Source organism: Rhizobium sp. 268 (assembly GCF_036571585.1).
Lineage (GTDB): Bacteria > Pseudomonadota > Alphaproteobacteria > Rhizobiales > Rhizobiaceae > Rhizobium > Rhizobium redzepovicii.
Window position 1 is genome coordinate 401,787 of the sequence record NZ_JAPPSO010000003.1, and the last position, 20,321, is coordinate 422,107.

Annotated in this window: 17 protein-coding genes; 8 read left to right on the top strand and 9 right to left on the bottom strand. The window is 62.4% G+C overall.

What is annotated here, in order from left to right; genetic code table 11:
* Positions 1 to 159: 159 nt before the first annotated feature.
* The gene (locus OS035_RS08525) at positions 160 to 969 is read right to left on the bottom strand and encodes a MerR family transcriptional regulator (protein ID WP_097628445.1); all 810 of its coding nucleotides are present in this window, start codon (positions 967 to 969) and stop codon (positions 160 to 162) included.
* Between the two features lie 166 nt (positions 970 to 1,135).
* Between OS035_RS08525 and OS035_RS08530 the strand changes: the two genes are divergently transcribed.
* The gene (locus tag OS035_RS08530) at positions 1,136 to 2,416 is read left to right on the top strand and encodes a 4-aminobutyrate--2-oxoglutarate transaminase (RefSeq protein ID WP_097628446.1); all 1,281 of its coding nucleotides are present in this window, start codon (positions 1,136 to 1,138) and stop codon (positions 2,414 to 2,416) included.
* Positions 2,417 to 2,479: 63 nt separating this feature from the next.
* A complete protein-coding gene (locus OS035_RS08535) occupies positions 2,480 to 3,961 on the top strand; it encodes an NAD-dependent succinate-semialdehyde dehydrogenase (protein ID WP_183781802.1) in 1,482 nt (493 codons plus the stop codon).
* Positions 3,962 to 4,007: 46 nt separating this feature from the next.
* Here the strand turns inward: OS035_RS08535 and OS035_RS08540 are convergent, their stop codons facing one another.
* Positions 4,008 to 4,217: a SlyX family protein gene (locus OS035_RS08540; protein WP_003589419.1), complete on the bottom strand. Its 210-nt coding sequence runs from the start codon at positions 4,215 to 4,217 to the stop codon at positions 4,008 to 4,010.
* Between the two features lie 180 nt (positions 4,218 to 4,397).
* Here OS035_RS08540 and uxaC point away from each other — a divergent pair, with 180 nt between their 5' ends.
* Positions 4,398 to 5,813 carry a glucuronate isomerase gene (gene uxaC / locus OS035_RS08545; protein WP_097628448.1) on the top strand — a complete coding sequence of 472 codons (1,416 nt, stop codon included), beginning with the start codon at positions 4,398 to 4,400 and terminating at the stop codon, positions 5,811 to 5,813.
* Positions 5,810 to 7,267, top strand: a complete 1,458-nt coding sequence (locus OS035_RS08550; RefSeq protein ID WP_097628449.1) for a mannitol dehydrogenase family protein — start codon at positions 5,810 to 5,812, stop codon at positions 7,265 to 7,267. The genes uxaC and OS035_RS08550 overlap by 4 nt, the downstream gene beginning before the upstream one ends.
* Positions 7,268 to 7,370: 103 nt before the next feature.
* Here the strand turns inward: OS035_RS08550 and OS035_RS08555 are convergent, their stop codons facing one another.
* The 7 genes from OS035_RS08555 to OS035_RS08585 form a co-directional block, all read right to left on the bottom strand.
* Positions 7,371 to 9,821, bottom strand: a complete 2,451-nt coding sequence (locus OS035_RS08555) for a GcvT family protein (RefSeq protein WP_097628450.1) — start codon at positions 9,819 to 9,821, stop codon at positions 7,371 to 7,373.
* The gene (locus OS035_RS08560) at positions 9,822 to 10,697 is read right to left on the bottom strand and encodes a phosphotransferase (RefSeq protein ID WP_097628451.1); all 876 of its coding nucleotides are present in this window, start codon (positions 10,695 to 10,697) and stop codon (positions 9,822 to 9,824) included.
* A 65-nt stretch (positions 10,698 to 10,762) separates the two neighbouring features.
* On the bottom strand, positions 10,763 to 11,839 hold the full coding sequence (locus OS035_RS08565; RefSeq protein WP_097628452.1) for an ABC transporter ATP-binding protein: 1,077 nt from the start codon (positions 11,837 to 11,839) through the stop codon (positions 10,763 to 10,765).
* 32 nt (positions 11,840 to 11,871) lie between these two features.
* Complete coding sequence (locus OS035_RS08570) at positions 11,872 to 12,969, bottom strand: Gfo/Idh/MocA family protein (RefSeq protein WP_183781807.1); 1,098 nt, start codon at positions 12,967 to 12,969, stop codon at positions 11,872 to 11,874.
* Entirely contained in the window at positions 12,969 to 13,856 is an 888-nt protein-coding gene (locus tag OS035_RS08575) for a carbohydrate ABC transporter permease (protein WP_097628453.1), read from the bottom strand. The genes OS035_RS08570 and OS035_RS08575 overlap by 1 nt, the downstream gene beginning before the upstream one ends.
* Positions 13,849 to 14,808 (bottom strand): carbohydrate ABC transporter permease, encoded by a 960-nt coding sequence (locus OS035_RS08580; RefSeq protein ID WP_183781809.1) that lies wholly within the window; start codon positions 14,806 to 14,808, stop codon positions 13,849 to 13,851. Before OS035_RS08580 ends, OS035_RS08575 begins: the two co-directional genes overlap by 8 nt.
* 6 nt (positions 14,809 to 14,814) lie before the next feature.
* On the bottom strand, positions 14,815 to 16,101 hold the full coding sequence (locus OS035_RS08585; protein ID WP_097628455.1) for an ABC transporter substrate-binding protein: 1,287 nt from the start codon (positions 16,099 to 16,101) through the stop codon (positions 14,815 to 14,817).
* Between the two features lie 206 nt (positions 16,102 to 16,307).
* Here OS035_RS08585 and OS035_RS08590 point away from each other — a divergent pair, with 206 nt between their 5' ends.
* The 4 genes from OS035_RS08590 (at position 16,308) to OS035_RS08605 (ending at position 20,292) form a co-directional block, all read left to right on the top strand.
* The gene (locus tag OS035_RS08590) at positions 16,308 to 16,985 is read left to right on the top strand and encodes a TetR/AcrR family transcriptional regulator (RefSeq protein ID WP_097628488.1); all 678 of its coding nucleotides are present in this window, start codon (positions 16,308 to 16,310) and stop codon (positions 16,983 to 16,985) included.
* A 130-nt stretch (positions 16,986 to 17,115) separates the two neighbouring features.
* Positions 17,116 to 18,264 (top strand): Gfo/Idh/MocA family protein, encoded by a 1,149-nt coding sequence (locus OS035_RS08595; protein ID WP_097628456.1) that lies wholly within the window; start codon positions 17,116 to 17,118, stop codon positions 18,262 to 18,264.
* A gap of 3 nt (positions 18,265 to 18,267) precedes the next feature.
* Positions 18,268 to 19,431, top strand: a complete 1,164-nt coding sequence (locus OS035_RS08600; protein WP_097628457.1) for a dihydrodipicolinate synthase family protein — start codon at positions 18,268 to 18,270, stop codon at positions 19,429 to 19,431.
* Positions 19,432 to 19,461: 30 nt separating this feature from the next.
* A complete protein-coding gene (locus OS035_RS08605; protein ID WP_331813606.1) occupies positions 19,462 to 20,292 on the top strand; it encodes a sugar phosphate isomerase/epimerase family protein in 831 nt (276 codons plus the stop codon).
* Positions 20,293 to 20,321 lie beyond the last annotated feature (29 nt).

The window sequence follows — 20,321 nt, forward strand, 5'->3', positions numbered from 1 at the left end:
CCCGACAGCGCCGCGCGTCTTTCAGACGCGCAAAGCACGCTGCGGTACTTATGAATTGCAGTATAATTTTATCCTTAAATCGGTTCCGATTTAAGGAATTATGCACTAGCCCTATAGCGCAAAGCCGCAAAATGCGAAACCGCTTCCTCTGCAGGCGCTTCAGAATGTCGGCGGCGTGTTGATCCAGAGAAGCACAGTTTCGCCGTCGTGGCGGTTACGCCAGGAATGGTAGCGGCGGCTTTCGAAATAAAGTGAATCGCCCGGACCGAGATCGAAGAACTGATCGCTGTCGAGCACCAGCTCGAGCCGGCCGGACAGGACATGCATAAATTCCTCGCCTTCATGGCGATAGGCGCCTTCACTCGCAGCGCCCGGCGCCAGCACGAAACGATGGCAATCCATCATTCTCGGGCCTTCGGCAAGCAACTGCACCGCAACTCCAGGCGTCGTTTCCGGCCAGCTGCGCCATTCCCCGGCACGCACCAGCACCGGCACCTCGGCGCTTTCTTCGCCGGAGAGACGTGAGACAGTGGTGCCGTAATACTCGGCGAGGTCATGCAGCGTCTTGAAACCGACGCCCTGCGAGGTGCGCTCCAGCGTCGAAAGTGTCGAGGAGGTGACGCCGATATCGCCGGCCACCTGATCCAGCGTCTTGCCGGCGGCGTGGCGCAGGCTGCGCAGCTTGCGGCCGAGGCCGGTATCCTGACTTGCCTCGGCGCCATCGGCGGAAGGTTCCTCACCTTCCAGCGCCTCGCGGATGGCGGCGGGATTGAGACCGCGTTCGGCCCGATACCAGGAGATGCGCTTCAGCCGCGCCACATCCTCGGCGCTGTATTGGCGATGACCGGTCTGCGAACGGCCGGGAACGACCAGGCCCTGGCTTTCCCAGAGACGCAGCGTCGAGGCCGAAACGCCCGCCAGCCGTGCGGCTTCCGCCACCTTGTAGCGTACCGGCCCGTTATCGTTCATCCGCCAATATCCCCGATTCCAATCGCTGCCGAGCATTTATCAAAATGCGTGATGTTTGAAGCAAAAAATCCCACTTGTTTTCTTGCAGGAAAAATGTAGGAGTTTTATAGGCAAATTGCAGAACTTATACAAGATAATTTCAAACCCTTCAGACAGGAGCGCATCGATGACCGCGACGAGCCTTACGGACCGGAAGAACGCCGCCATTTCACGGGGCGTCGGCATGACGACCCAGATCTATGCCGATCGCGCCGAGAATGCCGAGATCTGGGACAAGGAAGGCCGTCGCTACATCGATTTCGCCGCCGGCATCGCCGTTCTCAACACCGGCCACCGCCATCCCCGGGTCATCGCAGCGGTCAAGGATCAGCTCGATCGCTTCACCCATACCTGCCATCAGGTCGTGCCCTACGAAAGCTATGTGCATCTCGCCGAACGGCTGAACGCGCTGGTGCCTGGTGATTTCGAGAAGAAGACGATCTTCGTAACGACGGGCGCAGAAGCGGTCGAAAATGCCGTCAAGATCGCCCGTGCGGCAACCCGCCGTTCGGCCGTCATCGCCTTTGGTGGCGGCTTTCACGGCCGCACCTTCATGGGCATGGCGCTGACCGGCAAGGTGGTGCCCTACAAGGTCGGCTTCGGCGCCATGCCGGGCGACGTCTTCCACGTCCCCTTCCCGGTCGAACTGCACGGCGTCACCGCCGACCAGTCGCTCGCGGCGCTGAAGAAGCTCTTCGCCGCCGATGTCGATCCGCAGCGTGTCGCCGCCATCATCCTCGAGCCGGTGCAGGGCGAAGGCGGCTTCTATTCCGCACCCCCAGCTTTCATGAAGGCGCTGCGCGAGCTTTGCGACCAGCACGGCATGCTGCTGATCGCCGACGAGGTGCAGACCGGTTTTGCCCGCACCGGCCGGATGTTCGCGATGGATCATCACGAGGTGGCGGCCGACCTGACGACAATGGCAAAGAGCCTTGCCGGCGGCTTTCCGCTCGCCGCCGTCACCGGCCGCGCCGAAATCATGGATGCGCCGGGACCGGGCGGGCTCGGCGGCACCTATGGCGGTAATCCGCTCGGCATCGCGGCCGCCCACGCAGTGCTCGACGTCATTGCCGACGAGGATCTCTGCGGCCGTGCCGACCAGCTCGGCGGCCGGCTGAAGCAGCGGTTGGAATCGCTGCGCGAGACAGTGCCCGAGATCGTCGATATCCGCGGGCCGGGCTTCATGAACGCCGTCGAATTCAACGACCGAAAGACGGGATTGCCGAGCGCCGATTTCGCCAACCGGGTGCGGCTGGCAGCACTCGGCAAGGGCTTGATCCTGCTCACTTGCGGCGTCCACGGCAACGTCATCCGCTTTCTCGCGCCGATCACCATCCAGGACGAAGTGTTCGGCGAGGCGCTCGACATTCTCGAGGCCTCGATGCTGGAAGCGACTTCGGCCAAGTGACGCGATGGGTCCCGAATTACAAGGGTTGCCGGCAACAGGCGGCCGCTCCCAAGGAGATATGACATGGCTTTCACCACCGCCCTGACAAGGCACGTTCCCTTCTCTTCGCCGTTCCTGCGCGCTGCCGGCTATGTCAACGGCGTCTGGACATCGGGCGATGCCACAAAGACCTTTGACGTGCTCAATCCGGCAACCGGCGAACTGCTTGCTTCGCTGCCCGACATGGGGGCAGCCGAGACGCGGGCGGCGATCGATGCGGCCTATGCCGCCCAGCCGGCCTGGGCTGCCCGCCCGGCCAAGGAGCGCAGCACCCTCCTGCGCAAATGGTTCGACCTGATGGTCTCCAATGCTGACGAACTCGCCGCGATCCTGACCGCCGAAATGGGCAAGCCGTTCGCGGAAGCGCGCGGCGAGATTCTCTATGCCGCATCCTATATCGAATGGTATGCCGAGGAAGCCAAGCGCATCTATGGCGAGACGATCCCGGCGCCGTCTCAAGATAAGCGCATGATCGTCATCAAGCAGCCGGTCGGCGTCGTCGGCACGATCACGCCGTGGAATTTCCCGGCGGCGATGATCGCCCGCAAGGTGGCTCCGGCGCTTGCCGTCGGCTGCACTGTCGTGTCGAAGCCCGCCGAACAGACGCCGCTGACGGCGATTGCCCTTGCCGCGCTCGCCGAACAGGCCGGCATTCCGGCCGGCGTCTTCAACCTCATCGTCGGCGTCGACGGCCCGGCGATCGGCCGCGAGCTTTGCGGCAATGACAAGGTGCGCAAGATCAGCTTCACCGGCTCGACGGAAGTCGGCCGCATCCTGATGCGGCAGTGCGCCGATCAGATCAAGAAAGTGAGCCTGGAGCTCGGCGGCAACGCGCCGTTCATCGTCTTCGACGATGCCGATCTCGACGCCGCCGTCGAGGGCGCGATCGCCTCCAAATACCGCAATGCCGGCCAGACCTGTGTCTGCGCCAACCGCCTCTACATCCAGTCGGGCGTCTATGACGCCTTCGCGGCCAAGCTTGCCGCCAAGGTCGCCGCAATGTCGGTCGGCGACGGCTTCACGCCGGGTGTCGAGATCGGGCCGCTGATCGACGAGCAGGGCCTTGCCAAGGTGGAAGACCATGTCGGCGACGCGCTTGCCAAGGGCGCCAAGCTGCTGACCGGCGGCAAGCGCATCGACGGCGCCGGCACCTTCTTTGCGCCGACGGTGCTGGCCGGCGTTGCGCGCGGCATGAAGGTGGCGCGCGAGGAAACCTTCGGGCCAGTGGCGCCGCTCTTCCGCTTCGAGACGGCCGAAGATGTCATCGCTCAAGCCAATGATACGGAATTCGGCCTTGCCGCCTATTTCTATGCCGGCGACCTGAAGAAGGTCTGGCGGGTGGCGGAAGCGCTGGAATATGGGATGATCGGCATCAATACCGGTATCATGTCATCCGAGACCGCGCCTTTCGGCGGCATCAAGCAATCCGGCCTCGGCCGCGAGGGTTCACGCCACGGCGCCGACGACTATCTGGAAATGAAATATCTCTGCATCGGCGGCGTCTGATCGGCCAGCCGGGAAAATCGCGCACGCGGCCTCTCGCCGCGTGCCGTCAATAATGCGGCGGGCGGGTAATACCAGGCGCTTCCAGCGACTGCTCCTCGAGCGACAGGAAACGTTCGGTCAGCCGGTCGAGCTTGGAGCGCATCTGCTCGACGATCTTCCATTGCTCGGTCAGCTGATCGGAAAGCTCCTCGATCGTCTTGGCCTGATGGGCCAGCATTTCCTCCAGCCGGGTGATGCGGTTCGTCTCGTCGGACATCGATCCTCCTTTGCCGAAACCGGCAATACAGTGCTCCTCCCAAAGCGGAAATAGGCCGCTTCGTCAATGCTTTCCATGGCTGGTGCGACCGTGCGCAAAAACCGAACCATCCGGTTACTAAAAGACCTTGCCGCGCCTGATGTTGTGGGGTAGGCCCTTATCCATCAGGGAGGAATACTGATGGATGTAGGAAACGGCTTTCTTCATCCGGACCGGCTCTTTCCGGCCGACCCGGCAATACGGACCATTGCGCGCGACCTCTACGAGACGGTGCGCAATCTTCCGATCGTCAGCCCGCACGGGCATACCGAACCGTCCTGGTTCGCCGACGACAAGCCCTTCGAAGATGCGGCCTCGCTGCTGGTCATTCCCGATCACTATCTCTTCCGGATGCTGCACAGCGTCGGCGTTCCCTTGGACGAGCTCGGCGTTCCCAGGCTCGACGGCAAGCCGGTGGCTGCGGGGCGGACGATTTGGCGAACCTTTGCCAAGCATTATCATCTCTTCCGCGGAACGCCGTCGAGCCTCTGGGTCGACCACGCCATGTCGGCCGTGCTCGGCTGCACCGAGCCGCTGACATCAGACAATGCCGATGCGCTCTACGACCATATCAATACTCAGCTCGCCCTTCCCGAATTCCGCCCGCGGGCGCTGCATCAGCGATTCGGCATCGAAACGATCGCGACGACGGAGGGCGCGCTTGACCCGCTGACACATCATCAGAAGATGACCGCCGACGGCTGGATCGGCAAGGTGCGCACCACTTACCGGCCGGACAGCGTCACCGATCCGGATGCGGTCGGCTTCCGCGATAATCTCGTCAAGTTCGGCGAGATCACTGGCGCTGACGTGACGCGCTGGGAGGGCCTGATCGAGGCGCACCGGCGCCGGCGCGCCTATTTCCGCCAGTTCGGCGCCACCGCGACCGATCACGGCGTACCCACAGCCTTCACCGCCGATCTGCTGCTTGCGGAAAAGCAGGCGCTGCTCGACAAGGCGCTGAGGGGGCCGCTGTCGGCTGCGGAGGCGGAACTCTTCCGCGGCCAGATGATGACCGAGATGGCCGGGCTTTCGGCCGAGGACGGCATGGTCATGCAGATCCATGCGGGGTCGCGGCGCAACACCGACAGCGGGCTGTTTGCGACGCGCGGCCCGAATATGGGCGCCGATATTCCGACCCGCACCGACTGGGTCGGCGGCCTCAATGCGCTGCTTTCCAGATACGGCCATGCGCCGGGGCTGCGGGTGCTGCTCTTCACCCTCGACGAGACGACCTATGCGCGCGAAATGGCGCCGATGGTCGGCCATTGGCCCTGCCTGATGATCGGCCCGCCCTGGTGGTTCCACGACAGCCCGCTCGGCATCCGCCGCTATCTCGACCAGGTGGTGGAAACGGCAGGCTTCGCCAATATGGCCGGTTTCAACGACGATACGCGGGCGCTGCTTTCGATCCCGGCGCGGCATGATGTCTGGCGCCGCGAAGTCTGCCGTTTCCTCGCCGGGCTCGCCGCCGAGCACCGGATTTCCAAGAGCGACGCCGCGATCGTGGCGGGCGAACTTTCCTATGGCAATGCGAAGAAGGCCTACAAGCTGTGAGCGAACGACTGCAGACCCTTTCCGGCCTCGCCCCGACGGCGAAGCTTCCCGCCTATGACCGCAGCCGGCTGAAAAGCGGCATCCTGCATCTGGGACCCGGCGCCTTTTTTCGCGCGCATTTCGCACCGTTTACCGATGGCGCGCTGGCCGCCGCAGCCGGCGACTGGGGTATCGAGGTGGCAAGCCTGCGCACGCCCGATGTCGCCGACAATCTGAGCGCCCAGAACGGGCTCTATACGACACTGATCCGCGATACATCAGGCACGACGGCCGAGGTGATCGGCTCGATCCTGAAGGCGCATGTGGCGCCGCGCGATCCGGCCGGCCTGCTGGCGCGGCTCGAAGATCCCGCGATCCGCATCGTCAGCATGACGGTGACGGAAAAGGCCTATGGTTTCGATCCCGCAACCGGCGGTCTCGACCTTAAACATCCCGATATCGTCGCCGACCTCGCCAACCGGCATGCACCGCGCGGCGTCATTGGCTACCTGGTGGAGGGCCTTGCGCGCCGACGGCAGAAGGGCATCGCCCCGTTTACGCCGCTCAGCTGCGACAACCTGCCGAGCAACGGCGCCGTGCTGAAGCGCCTGGTGCTCGAATTCACCTCCCGCATCGATGCCGATCTGCATCGCTGGATCGAAGCGAACGTGCCCTTCCCGTCGACGATGGTCGACCGTATCACGCCGGCCAGCACCGACGCGACCTATGCCGATGCCGAGCGGCTGACGGGCCGCACGGATATGGCGGCGATCGAGACGGAACCTTTTACGCAATGGGTCATCGAAGACCATTTCGCCGATGGCCGTCCGGCCTGGGAAAAGGTGCGCGGCGCGCTGATGGTCGAAGACGTTTCAGCTTATGAGAAGATGAAGCTCCGGATGCTGAACGGCGCCCATTCGCTGCTTGCCTATCTCGGTTATATCGGCGGCTATGAATTCATCCGGGACGTGATGGACGATGCCGCCCTGGCAGCCCTGGCCTATCGCCATATGCATGCAGCGGCGAGAACGCTCGATCCGGTGCCGGGCATCGATCTCGACGACTATGCCAATGAATTGATAGCACGCTTTGCAAACAAGGCGATCGCGCACCGCACCTATCAGATCGCCATGGACGGCACGCAGAAGCTGCCGCAGCGGCTGCTGGAACCGGCATGCGAAGCGCTGGCGCATGGTGATCGGGCGGAGACCTATGCGATCGCCGTGGCGGCCTGGATGCGCTATGCGATCGGCGAACACGGCAATGGCGAGCGCTTCGAGCTGCGCGACCCCCGGGCCGCGGAAATCGCCGCACTCATTGCCGATGTCCCGCGCACCGGCCCGGCGATTTCGGCGGCTCTCTTCACCCTGCCCGGATTGTTCCCGGCGGCTTTGACCGGACACCGCGCCTGGGCGCAGGATGTCTCGGACAAGCTGGAGATCCTGATCCAGGACGACCGGCTGCCGTTGTTTTGAGGTTTTCTCTCTTCCTCGGACGCCTTGCTCTGACTAGGGAGAGATAGCGAGGCGCGTGCTACACGCCTCTTCTCCCGCGGAGGCGCAAACCCACACTGCGTGGTCACGCCTTCACCCGCGCCATATCAGGATCGTAAAGCGGCGTCAGCGACAGCTTGCAGGGGATCCGTTCCCTGGCGATATCGAGTTCATAGGTGCCGGAGAGGATGAAATCTTCCGTAACGCCGTCGGTATTGCGGACGTAACCATAGCCGATCGGCTTGCCAAGCGTGTACCCGAAGCCGCCACTCGACAGCCAGCCGACGCGTTTGCCGTCGCGATAGATGGTTTCGCGGCCGAGCAGTACGGTATCGGGATCGTCGGGAACGAAGCAGGCGAGGCGCTTCTTCACCCCGCCCGACAACTGCCGCTCGATCGCCTCGCGACCGCGGAAGGGAATGTTCGTCCTGATCTTTACCGCCCAGCCGAGGCCGGCTTCAACAGGCGTGTGATCCGGGCCGATATCCGAGCCCCAGGCGCGATAGCCCTTTTCCAGGCGGCAGCTCTCGATGGCGCGGTAGCCGGCATTGACTAGGCCAAGCTCGCCGCCTGATGCCATCAATACGTCATAGACCGTGGTCGCATATTCAATGGGAATATGCAGTTCGTAGCCGAGCTCGCCGACATAGGTGATGCGCAAGGCCCGCACCGGGCAGCCTGATATGCCGATGGTCCTGACCTGGCCGAAGGGGAAGGCGGCATTCGAGACGTCGCTGCCGGTCACCTGTTCCAGCACGGCGCGTGCATTCGGCCCCATCAGCGACAGCACGCAATAGGCCGAGGTGACATCGACCAGTTCGGCATGCATCTCCGCCGGAATATTGCGGGCGATCCAATTGAAGTCATGGGTGGCGAAACCGGTGCCGGTGACGATATAATATTCGTCCTCGGCGATGCGGGCGACGGTCAGGTCGCATTCGATGCCGCCCTTGTCGTTCAGCATCTGCGTATAGATGAGCGATCCCACAGGCCTTGCGACGTCGTTGGAGGCGATCCAGGAGAGGGCTGCCTCGGCATCGCTGCCCTTCAGCACGAATTTGGCGAAGGAGGTCTGGTCGAAGATGACGGCCGCCTCGCGCACGGCCTTGTGCTCGCGGCCGACGGCCTCGAACCAGTTCTGTCTGCCGTAGCTGTAGATATCCCTCGGCTCCTCGTTGGCGAAGAGATCGGCAAACCAGTTCGGCCGCTCCCAGCCGAGTTTTTCGCCGAAACAGGCGCCTTGCGCCTTCAGCCGGTCATAGAGCGGCGATTTGCGGCAGGGGCGGCCGCTCGAATGTTCCTCAAATGGCCAAGCCATGGTGTAATGCTTGCCATAGGCTTCGAGCGTGCGGGTGCGCACCCAGTCGGTATCGAAATGCGGACGGCCGAAACGGCGGATATCAACCGGCCAGAGATCATAGGGCGGCTCGCCCTTCGTCACCCATTCGGCAAGCGCCATGCCGGCGCCGCCGGCAGAGGCGATGCCGAAGGCGTTGAAGCCGGCGCCGACGAAGAAATTCTTCAGCTCCGGTGCCTCGCCGAGAATGAAGTTGCCGTCAGGCGTAAAACTTTCCGGGCCGTTCAGCAGCTGCTTGACGCCGACATTCTCCAGCGCCGGAACGCGGCCGAGCGCCTGTTCCATGATCTGCTCGAAATGGTCGAAATTGCTGTCGAGCAGCGTGTAGTGGAAACCCTCGGGGATGCCTTTCTCGGCCCAGGCAATGGGGTTCGGTTCGTAGCCGCCCATGACGATGCCGCCGACCTCCTCCTTGTAATAGGTCAGGCGATCGGGATCGCGCAGGGTCGGCAGGTTGGAGGGAACGCCGAAGGATTCGGTGATGATATATTGATGCTCGACCGAGACCAGCGGCACGTTGACGCCGAAGCGGGCAGCGAAGGCGCGTGTCCACTGGCCGGCGCAGACGACGACCCGCTCGCATTCGATGCGCCCCTCAGCGGTAATGACGGAGAGTATCCTCCCCTTGTCGATTTCAAGGTCGAGAACTTCGGTATCCTCGAAGATCGAAACGCCGCACATGCGGGCGCCCTTCGCCAGCGCCTGGGTGATGTCGGAGGGATTGGCCTGGCCGTCTGTGGGAAGGAAGGCGGCGCCGACGAGATCGTCTATTGTCATCAGGGGCCAAAGATCGAAGGCCTCCTGCGGCGTCAGCAACTGCATTTCGAGGCCGAAGGACTGGGCCGTCGTTGCCTGACGCTTGACCTCCGTCCAGCGCTCCTCGTTGCAGGCAAGACGCAGGCCGCCATTCATCTTCCAGCCGGTGCCGAGGCCGGTTTCCTCCTCCAGCCGCTTATAGAGATCGACGGAATAACCGAGCAGCTGGGTGATGTTGGCGCTGCTGCGCAGCTGGCCGACGAGGCCGGCGGCATGGAAGGTGGTGCCCGAGGTGAGCTTCTTACGCTCCAGAAGGACGGTATCGGTCCAGCCGAGCTTGCCGAGATGATAGGCTGTCGAGCAGCCGATGATGCCGCCGCCGATGACCACGGCTTTTGCCGTCTTCGGTAATTGTTTCGTCATTTATCGATCCTGTTCAAAGGCTTGATAGGCGCGTTCGAAGCGCCCGAGATTTTCGGCGGTATAGGCGGCGTAGTCGAATGCGATGGTGGAATGGATTTCCGAAATCATACTCCACAGCGTCTCGCGCAGCAGCGAGGCGCATTTCATCGCGCCATAGCGCCGGCTGAGATCCGATGTCAGCGGCCGGTCGAAATAGGCCTCCAGCATCATTCGCTCGGCGGCTTCCGAAAACTCGTTGTTGGAAGCCAATCCGCCGAGATCGAACAGCGGTGTGTTGAAGCCGGCATAGTCCCAGTCGATCAGCCAGAGCCGCTTGCCGTCGTCGAGAAAATTGGCGGCCAGCAGGTCGTTGTGGCCGAAGGCGATGTCGAACGGCCCTGCCGCTTGTTCCAGCGTCTCGGCCCTGCCGATCAGGGCCGGCAGCAATGGAAGATAGGGGGTGCCCGACTCCTTCAGGCTGGCGGCGTAATCGCGGATGACGTGGAAGACCCAGAAGATCATCGCCTGGCCGCGGAATTGCCGGGCGATGTCGTGATGGCAGGCGTGGATGAGCGGAACGATCCGGGCGAGCATATCAGGTGTCCTGACGTCCTCCGGCGACAGCGCCCGCGCCTCGATATAGTCAAGCACCAGCACGCCGGGCGAATGGTGGATGACGGCAGGCGATATGCCGGCGGCATGCGCCGCGCGGCTTGCGGCAAGCTCGTTCTGGCGACTGATGTGATGGATGGGAATATCGGTGCCGAGCCTCACCACGCAGCGCGCGACGGCATCGCTGACCAGATAGTTCCGGTTGGTGATGCCGCCTGAGATCGGCGAGATTTCGATCGGGCCCTGCCAAATGCCGAGCGCATGAATCCTATCTTCAGGCGTCATGCATCACCCCCCATCACCTTCTCGAAATGATGGGGCAGAGCAGGATCGGCTGTCAAGCAGGGCGGTTAGATCGTCTTTCCAGCGGCGTCGAAGACGTGACAGCGGGCCGGATCGAAGAAGGTCTTCACATTGGCGCCGCGCTCGACCTTCTGCTGGCCGTCGAGAGCGATCGTCAGGAGCTGGCCATCCGGCGTCGTGGTGTAGAGCATAGTGGCGCCGCCGAGATTTTCGACGAGATCGACGTTGACGGTCGACAGCGTGATGGCGCCCTCCGTGAGGGAAAGATGCTCGGGGCGGATGCCGAAGGTGACGTCCTCACCGGCCTCGCCTTTCAATCGGCGTGGCAGGCGGACGGAATTGCCGCAGACATGAATGCTGGTTTCCGTCTCGCCGACCTCTTCGATGCGGGCCTTCAGAAAATTCATCTTCGGGCTGCCGATGAAGCCGGCGACGAAGCGGTTGGCCGGGTTATTGTAGAGATCGAGCGGCGCGCCGACCTGCTCGATGCGGCCGGAGTTGAGCACCACGATCTTGTCGGCCATCGTCATGGCCTCGACCTGGTCATGGGTGACATAGATCATGGTGTTGCCGAGCTGCCGGTGCAGGCGAGAGATCTCGACGCGCATCTGCACGCGCAGCTCGGCGTCGAGGTTCGACAGCGGTTCATCGAACAGGAAGATGCGCGGCTCGCGAACGATGGCCCGGCCGATGGCGACGCGCTGGCGCTGGCCGCCGGAGAGCGCCTTCGGCTTGCGCTCCAGGAGTTTCTCGATCTGCAGGATCTCGGCGGCGCGTTTGACCTTCGGTTGGATCTCGGCCTTCTTGTAACCCGCCGTCTCCAGGCCGAAGGCAAGGTTCTTGTAGACCGACATATGCGGATAGAGGGCGTAGGACTGGAAGACCATGGCGATGCCGCGTTTGGCGGGCGCCACCTCGTTCATGCGCTCGTTGTCGAGCAGCAGCCCGCCGCCCGAGATTTCCTCGAGACCGGCGATCATGCGCAGAAGGGTCGATTTTCCGCAGCCGGATGGACCGACGAAAACGACGAATTCGCCGGGATCGATCGTCAGGTCGATGCCATGGATCACATCCATCGCGCCGTAGCGCTTCTCGACCTTCTGAAGAACGACACTGGTTGCCATCTTCTCAAAACCCCTCTCGTTTCATTTATCGGTTACTTCGTTCTTGCGCGCCAATCGGCGTATTTCGGACTGTCGGGGCCGACCGGCAGCGGCACTTCGGCGCCGCTGTCGGAAGACTGGTAGATGGCGGTGACGAGTTCCAGCGCCCGGCGCGCATCCACCGTCGTCACCGGCAGCGGCCCCTGGCCGCTGAGGAAGGCGTGGAACTGGCCCATCTGGGTGGTGAAACGCGGCGCGACCGGCTGCCAGTCGGCAATCACCCGGTCAATCTGCCCCCGAACGTCGTCATTGGCGGCGATGATCTTCCAGGGGTCCTTGCCCGGCGTATAGGGCTCATGGCTGCTTTCGAAGGTCACATTCTCGAAGTGCAGCCTCAGCCGGCTCAACTGTTCCTGCGAACCCAGCGTGCAGGACAGCGAGACGAAGGCGCCGCTTTCCATCAGCAGGCTGGCGGAGGCGCAATCCTCGACCTCGATGTCGTTGACGCGGGTGGCGACACGGCCGAAGACCCTTGCTGCCGGGCCCATCAGATGCATCATCATGTCGTGCAGATGCAGCGCATGGGTGACGAGCACGCCGCCGAGTTCCGTCGCCCATTTGCCGCGCCAGGGCACGGCATAATATTCGGGTTTGCGCAGCCAGAAGGTTTCGACCGAGGCCGTATAGGCTTTGCCGGCAATGCCGGCGTCGATGATCCGCTTGGCCTTCTGGATGCCGTCGCCGTAGCGATACTGGAAGATCGGCATCAGCACGCCTTTTGCAGTCTTTTCCGCCGCCATGATGGTATCGACGGCGGCGAGCGATCCGGTCAGCGGCTTTTCGCAAACGACATGTTTGCCGGCGGCAAGGGCAGCCACCACCTGCTCCAGATGCACCCCGGGCGGGGTGCAGATATCGATGATGTCGATTGTGTCGTCGGCAAGCAGCTCGGCAAAGGAGGTGGTGCGCCGTTCGATGCCGAACTCGTCGCCGACTGCCGCCAGGCGCTCTCCGTTCAGGTCGCAGATCGCCACGACCTTGAATTTGTCGGCATGCGGCAGATAACCTTCGACAATGTGGGAGCGGCCAATGCCGCAGCCGACGATTGCGACCGTTCTGATGCTCATGTCGCTCTTTCCCGTTGCCGCCATCAACGCTTCATGCCCGTCGTGGCGATGCCCTCGATCAGCAGGCGCTGAAAGAACAGGAAGAAGAAGAACACCGGCACCAGCGTCAGCGTCGACATGGCGAACAAGCCGCCCCAATCCGATGCGCTGGTGGAATCGACGAAGGTGCGCAGGCCGAGCTGGATCGTATAGGTGTTCATGTCGTTCAGGTAGATCAGCGGGCCGAAGAAATCGTCCCAGGTCCAGATGAAGGAGAAGATGGCAGCCGTCGCCAAGACCGGCAGCGACAGCGGCAGCATGATCTTCCAGTAAATGCGCCAGGCGCTGCAGCCGTCCATCATGGCAGCTTCGTCGAGTTCGCGCGGGATGCCGCGGAAGAACTGCACCATCAGGAAGATGAAGAAGGCATCGCTTGCCAGGAACTTCGGCACGACGAGCGGCAGGATGGTGTTGACCCAGCCGAGGTTGAGGAAGAGCACATATTGCGGGATCAGCGTCACGTGATAGGGGATCATCAGCGTGCCGAGCATGATCGCGAACCAGAAATTGCGGCCGGCAAAACGCAGCCGGGCAAAGGCGAAAGCCGTCAGCGAACAGGCGATGACATTGCCGGTCACCACCAGCACCGAGATGACGAGCGAATTCCAGAAGAACCGGCCGAAGCTGACATCGAGGCCGACCCAGCCGCGCGCGTAGGAGGAGAAATCGATCGACGACGGAATAAGCGAGGTCGACGAGAAGATCTCGGTTTCCGGCCTGACCGATGCCGAAACCATCCACAACAGCGGATAGACCATCAGAAGCGATGCGGCGATCAGCAGGGCGTGGATGACAAGCGACGCCGGCAGGCTCCGTTTGGTGATATCAGATGGCGGCCTGGCCGCAGTGACGGAAGCGGTCATCTCAGTCATCGTAATGCACCCAATAACGCGAGGTCAGGAAAGAGAAAGCGGTGAAGACGGCGATGATCAGCACCAGGATCCAGGCGAGCGCCGAGGCATAGCCCATGCGGAAATTGCCGAAGGCTTCCTGATAGAGGTAGAGCGTGTAGAACAGCGTCGAGTTGATCGGACCGCCCGTGCCGCCGGAGATGATGAAGGCGGGTGTGAAAGCCTTGAAGGCATCAATGGTCTGGACGACGGCGTTGAAGAAGATCACCGGCGTCAAAAGCGGCAGGGTGATCTTGTAGAATTGGCGGAATTTCGAGGCGCCATCGAGGCTTGCGGCCTCATACATATCCTGGGGAATCTGGCGCAAGCCGGCGAGGAAAATAATCATCGGCGAGCCGAACTGCCAGACCGACAGAGCCACCAGCGTATAGATCGAATAGTTCGGATGCGAGATCCAGCTCGGACCTTCGATGCCGAACTGCGAGAGTGCGGCATTGACGAGACCATCGCTGGCGAAAAGCTGGCGCCAGAGCACGGCGATCGCCACGCTGCCGCCCAGCAAGGAAGGGAGGTAGAAGATGGCGCGATAGAAGGTCAGTCCGCGCAGGCCGCGGTTCAGCGCCATGGCGACCAGCAAAGCGAAGGTCAGTTTGAACGGCACCGAGAAGACAACATACGTCAGGGTGACGTGCATCGCGGCCGAGAATTTCGGATCCGCCGTGGCGATGCGCACGTAATTCGCCATTCCCACCCACCGCGGCGACTGCAGCATGTCGAAGTCGGTGAAGGAGAGGTAAAGCGAAATCAGGGCCGGCCCGAGCGTCAGCCCGAAAAAGCCGATAAGCCATGGCAGGAGGAAGAGATAGCCGGAAGCATTGGCATTCCAGAGACGCCGGAAGCGTCCTTCGGCCACGGCCCCCTGATATCTTTCGACATTTATGGCCCCTGCGGGCGTGCGCATCGCATTGCTCATACGGGATCAGCCTCGTGCGAGAATCTGCGTGATTTCGGTGACCAACTGTTTGCCGCCATCGGCGGGAGACAGCTGTCCGAAACCGACCTGTTCGGCGATGTTTCGCAGCATCAGCTCGCCTTCACCGGCGCCGGCCGGCGGCGGCGGCGGCAATTTGCCGGCGAGATCGCCGAGACCGCTGACATAGGCCAATGCAACCTTGCCATTCTCATCGAGCTTCTGCGCGACAACCTCGCGCATGGCGGCCGATTCCGGAATGCCGCGTTCGACATCCAAGAGCAGCACTGCCTCGGGATTCTTGACGAAGAAGTTGATGTAGTCCACGGCCAGGTCGATCGCTTTCGACTGGGCCGAAACAGAGAAGAACATCGAAGGCTTGCGATAGTGGCCGCCCTTCGAATCCGACTTGATGCGCATATAGTTGGTAAGCGCCAGCTTGTCCTTGTTCATGGCCTGATAGGCGACGAACTGATTGGAATGGGCAAAACCGGCCGCAGATTTGCCGAGCGACACTGTATTGGTTTCGATATCGTTCTTGTCGAGAGCCTGGATATCGGCGGGAACGCAGGCGCCGGCCTCACGGAACTTGGCCCACATATCGTACCATTCCGATGCGTCGTCGACGCCGAAGCCGATCTTGCCGTCGGCGGTATAGAGCGCCTTGCCGCGCTGACGCAGCCAGTTTTCGAACAGAGGTTCGCCGCCGCTGCCGTCGGCGAGACCGAACATGCCTTTGCGCTTGCCGGCCTTGGTGATCTCGGCGCCCATGCGTGCAAACTCATCCCAGGTGGTCGCCTGCGTCGGCAGATCGACCCCGGCCTCCTTGAAGGCGGTGGTGTTCAGAACCGTCGCGGCCGAATTCGCGCCGAGGCTGACGCCATAGAGATGGCCGTCGACACTGCCGCCATCGATCTGCGCCTTGTCGAAATCGTCGAGGTTGAGCTTAGCCGGCATGTAGGATTCAAGCGGCGCAAGAGCGCCGCGACGCGCGTACTGAACGATATAGCGGTAGTCCATCTGGATGACGTCAGGCGCATTGCGGCCGGCAACCTGGGTCGCAAGGCGCGGCCAGTAATCGCCCCAGCCGAGGAATTCGCCGGTGATCGAGGTACCGGCATTCTTCGACTGATAGAGCTGCGAAACCTTGTTAGTGCGGTCGGCGCGCGGCTGCGAGCCCCACCACAGGAGGCGCAAGCGCTTTTCCTGTGCAAAAGCGCTGGTTCCGAGCGCCGAGAGCGAAAGAAGCGTTGCGCCTCCCGCCAAGAAATTACGTCTGCTTATACGTAGGCTCATTTTTTCCTCCTCCAAAGGGGAAGCGCCTCCACACGCTTCCGATGTAGTTACTCTTGCATAAATAACTAATTGGTTACAAGCTACGAGCAAAGCGGCAAGCCTGTCAAGCGGGGTGTCGGTTCTTGCTCGCCGCCCTTCTAAAATTCGGTTTTTACAATTTCGCACCGAAGGCTTATGAGCGCAACATGCGAGACGGAGGGGAAACGATGAACGACAACGGCCAAAACGGGGAGAAGAAAAAATCCCGGCGCCCATCTCAGGAACGCACGGCGCAACGCGATCCGGAGCGGACGCGCGCCGCGATCCTGGAAGCGGCCACCCGGGAATTTGCCGAAAACGGCATGGGCGGAGCCCGCGTCGACGCCATCGCCGAGCGCGCCGGCACCAACAAGCGCATGCTCTACCATTATTTCGGCGACAAGGAGCAGCTCTATCTCCGCGTGCTCGAAGAGGCCTATGTCGGCATCCGCACCGCCGAGCGCGCGCTCCATATCGGTGACCGCAGCCCGGAGGAAGGCATCGGGGAACTGGCGCTCTTCACCTGGCGTTATTTTCTCCAGCACCCGGAATTCCTCAGCCTGCTCGGCACGGAAAACCTGCATCGGGCCCGTTGGCTGCGCCAATCCGTCCGGCTCAAGGAACTGCATTCGCATCTGATCGGCGAGCTTTCGGACGTCCTCGAGCGGGGAAAGAAGCAAGGCGTCTTCGTCGAGAGCGCCGATCCGCTGCACGTCTATCTGACGATCGCCTCGCTGGGCTATTTCTACCTGTCCAACCAGTACACGCTTTCGACGATCTTCGGCCGCGACCTGATCGAGCCAAACCATCTCAATGCCTGGGAAAGACATATCGTCCACGTGACGCTCGCCTCGATCAAGCACTGAATTCTGAAATCAGGATTTGACTATTGACAGCCTCGCCGCTCTTCTGCCATCAAGTAACTGTTTAGTTACCGGCTTGGGAGGGCCCGGCTTGATGCCCGCTCGCGCCGCAAAAGATTCCAGGGAGGAAAACATGGCACGCTTGGGGATCATCTTACACGGCGTTACCGGCCGCATGGGGTACAATCAGCACCTGGTGCGTTCGATCCTCGCCTTCCGCGACCAGGGCGGCATCACGCTGAAATCGGGCGAGAAGCTAGAAATCGACCCGATCATCGTCGGCCGCAACGGCGCCAAGATGGAAGAGCTGGCGAAGAAGCATAACATCAAGCGCTGGTCGACCGATCTCGATGCCGCTCTCGCCAACCCCGACGACACGATCTTCTTCGACGCCGGCACCACGCTGATGCGCGCCGAACTTCTGTCCCGGGCGCTCGATGCCGGCAAGCATGTCTATTGCGAAAAGCCGATTTCCGACGACCTGCAGGTGGCGATCGATCTTGCCCGCAAGGCGCGCGGCTCCGGGCTCAAACACGGCGTGGTGCAGGACAAGCTCTTCCTTCCCGGCTTGCGCAAGCTGGCGCTGCTCAGGGATTCCGGCTTCTTCGGCAAGATCCTCTCGGTGCGCGGCGAATTCGGCTATTGGGTTTTCGAAGGCGATTGGGGCGTGCCGGCCCAGCGTCCCTCCTGGAACTACCGCAAGGGCGACGGCGGCGGCATCATCCTCGACATGCTCTGCCACTGGCGCTACGTGCTCGACAATCTGTTCGGCGAGGTGAAGGCCGTCTCCTGCCTCGGGGCCACGCATATTCCGCAGCGCATCGACGAGCAGGGCAAACCTTATGACTGCGACACCGACGACGCGGCCTATGCGACCTTCGAGCTCGACGGCGGCGCGATCGCCCAGATCAACTCCTCCTGGGCCGTGCGTGTGCGCCGCGACGACCTCGTCACCTTCCAGGTCGACGGCACCCATGGTTCGGCCGTCGCCGGCCTGACGAAATGCTGGAGCCAGCACCGGGTCAACACGCCGAAGCCGGTGTGGAATCCTGACCAGCCGCAGACGATCGACTTCTACAAGACCTGGGACGAGGTTCCAGATACGCAGGCTTTCGACAACGGTTTCAAGGTGCAATGGGAAATGTTCATCCGCCATGTCGTCGAAGACGCGCCGTGGCCCTATGGGCTGGAAGCCGGCGCCAAGGGCGTGCAGCTGGCCGAACTCGGCCTGAAATCCTGGGCCGAACGCCGCTGGCTCGATGTTCCCGCATTGGAGTTCTGAACCGTGACGACGATCAATCTCCCGCTGGACGGCAAGATCGTCCCCTACACGCTGACCGGAACGCCGATCGAACTGAAAAAACGCGACGCCAAGGCTTTTCCGCGCATCGCCTTTGCCGCCGCCCATGTCGTCGCCGATCCGCTCGCCGACAACGATCCCTGGCTGACGCCGGCGATCGACTGGGAGCGGACGCTCGCCTTCCGCCACCGGCTCTGGGATCTCGGCCTCGGCGTTGCCGAAGCGATGGATACGGCGCAGCGCGGCATGGGCCTCGGCTGGCCGGAAGCGCGCGACCTCATCCGGCGGGCGCTTGGCGAAGCGGCCGGCCGCAAGGATGCGCTGATCGCCTGCGGCGCCGGCACCGACCATGTGACGCCGGGACCCGACGTGACCGTCGATACCATTCTCAGAGCCTATGAGGAGCAGATCGAAACGGTGGAGGCGGCTGGCGGCCGCATCATCCTGATGGCGAGCCGGGCGCTTGCCGTCACGGCCAAGGGACCGGACGATTATGTCAGGGTCTATGACCGCATCCTTCGCCAGGTCAAGGAACCCGTTATCATCCATTGGCTGGGAGAAATGTTCGATCCGGCGCTCGAGGGATACTGGGGCAATGGCGACCACCTGAAGGCGATGAAAACCTGCCTTGACGTGATCGAAGCCAACGCCGCCAAGGTCGACGGCATCAAGATCTCGCTGCTTTCCAAAGAAAAGGAAGTGGCGATGCGCCGGCAGTTGCCTGAGGCCGTGCGCATGTATACCGGCGACGACTTCAACTATGCCGAATTGATCGCCGGCGACGAAGAGGGCCATTCCGATGCGCTGCTCGGCATTTTCGATGCGATCGCGCCGGCAGCGTCTGCTGCGCTCGACGCGCTCGGCCGCAGGAGCAACCACGAATTCTTCGACCTGCTCGAGCCGACCGTGCCGCTGTCACGCCACATCTTCAAGGCGCCGACGCGTTTCTACAAGACCGGCGTCGTCTTCCTCGCCTATCTCAACGGCCTGCAGGATCATTTCGTCATGGTCGGCGGCCAGCAGAGCACCCGCTCGCTGACGCATCTGGCAGAGCTCTTCCGCTTGGCCGACAAGGCGCGGGTGCTGGCCGATCCAGAACTGGCAACGGCGCGCATGCGCCAAGTGCTTGCCGTCAACGGCGTTCACTGATCTCAGTCACGGCGATGGGAGGAAAATGACATGCAGGTCGAAGGACTTTCGATCAATCTGGCGACGGTCCGCGAGCAATGCGGTTTTGCCGAAGCCGTCGACATCTGCCTGAAGCACGGCATCACCTCGATCGCGCCCTGGCGCGACCAGGTCGCCAAGGCCGGACTCGACGAGGCGGTCAGGATCGTCAAATCGAATGGCATCAAGCTGACCGGGCTTTGCCGCGGCGGCTTCTTTCCGGCGGCAAACGACGCCGACTGGCAGAAGAACCTCGACGACAACAGGCGCGCCATCGACGAAGCGGCCGCGTTTTCCGCCGATTGCCTCGTGCTGGTCGTCGGCGGGTTGCCGGGCAGCTCGAGGGATATCGTCGCGGCCCGCCAGATGGTGTTCGATGGTATCGCCGCCGTGCTGCCGCATGCGCAGGCATCAGGCGTGAAGCTTGCCATCGAGCCGCTGCATCCGATGTATGCGGCCGACCGGTCTTGCGTGAACACGCTCGGCCAGGCGCTCGACATGTGCGAGCCGCTCGGCGAGGATGTCGGCGTCGCGATCGACGTCTACCATGTCTGGTGGGATCCCGATCTTGCCAACCAGATCGCCCGCGCCGGACGTATGAAACGGATCTTTGCCCACCACATCTGCGACTGGCTGGTGCCGACCAAGGACATGCTGCTCGACCGCGGCATGATGGGCGATGGCGTCATCGATCTCAAGGGCATAAGACGGATGATCGAGGCGGCCGGTTTCTTCGGGGCGCAGGAAGTGGAGATCTTTTCGGCAGAGACCTGGTGGAAACGCCCGGCCGACGAGGTGATCGCCACCTGCGTCGAGCGGTTCAAAAGTTGCTGCCAGATCTGATTTTTCAATATTCGTTTCATCACGCATGC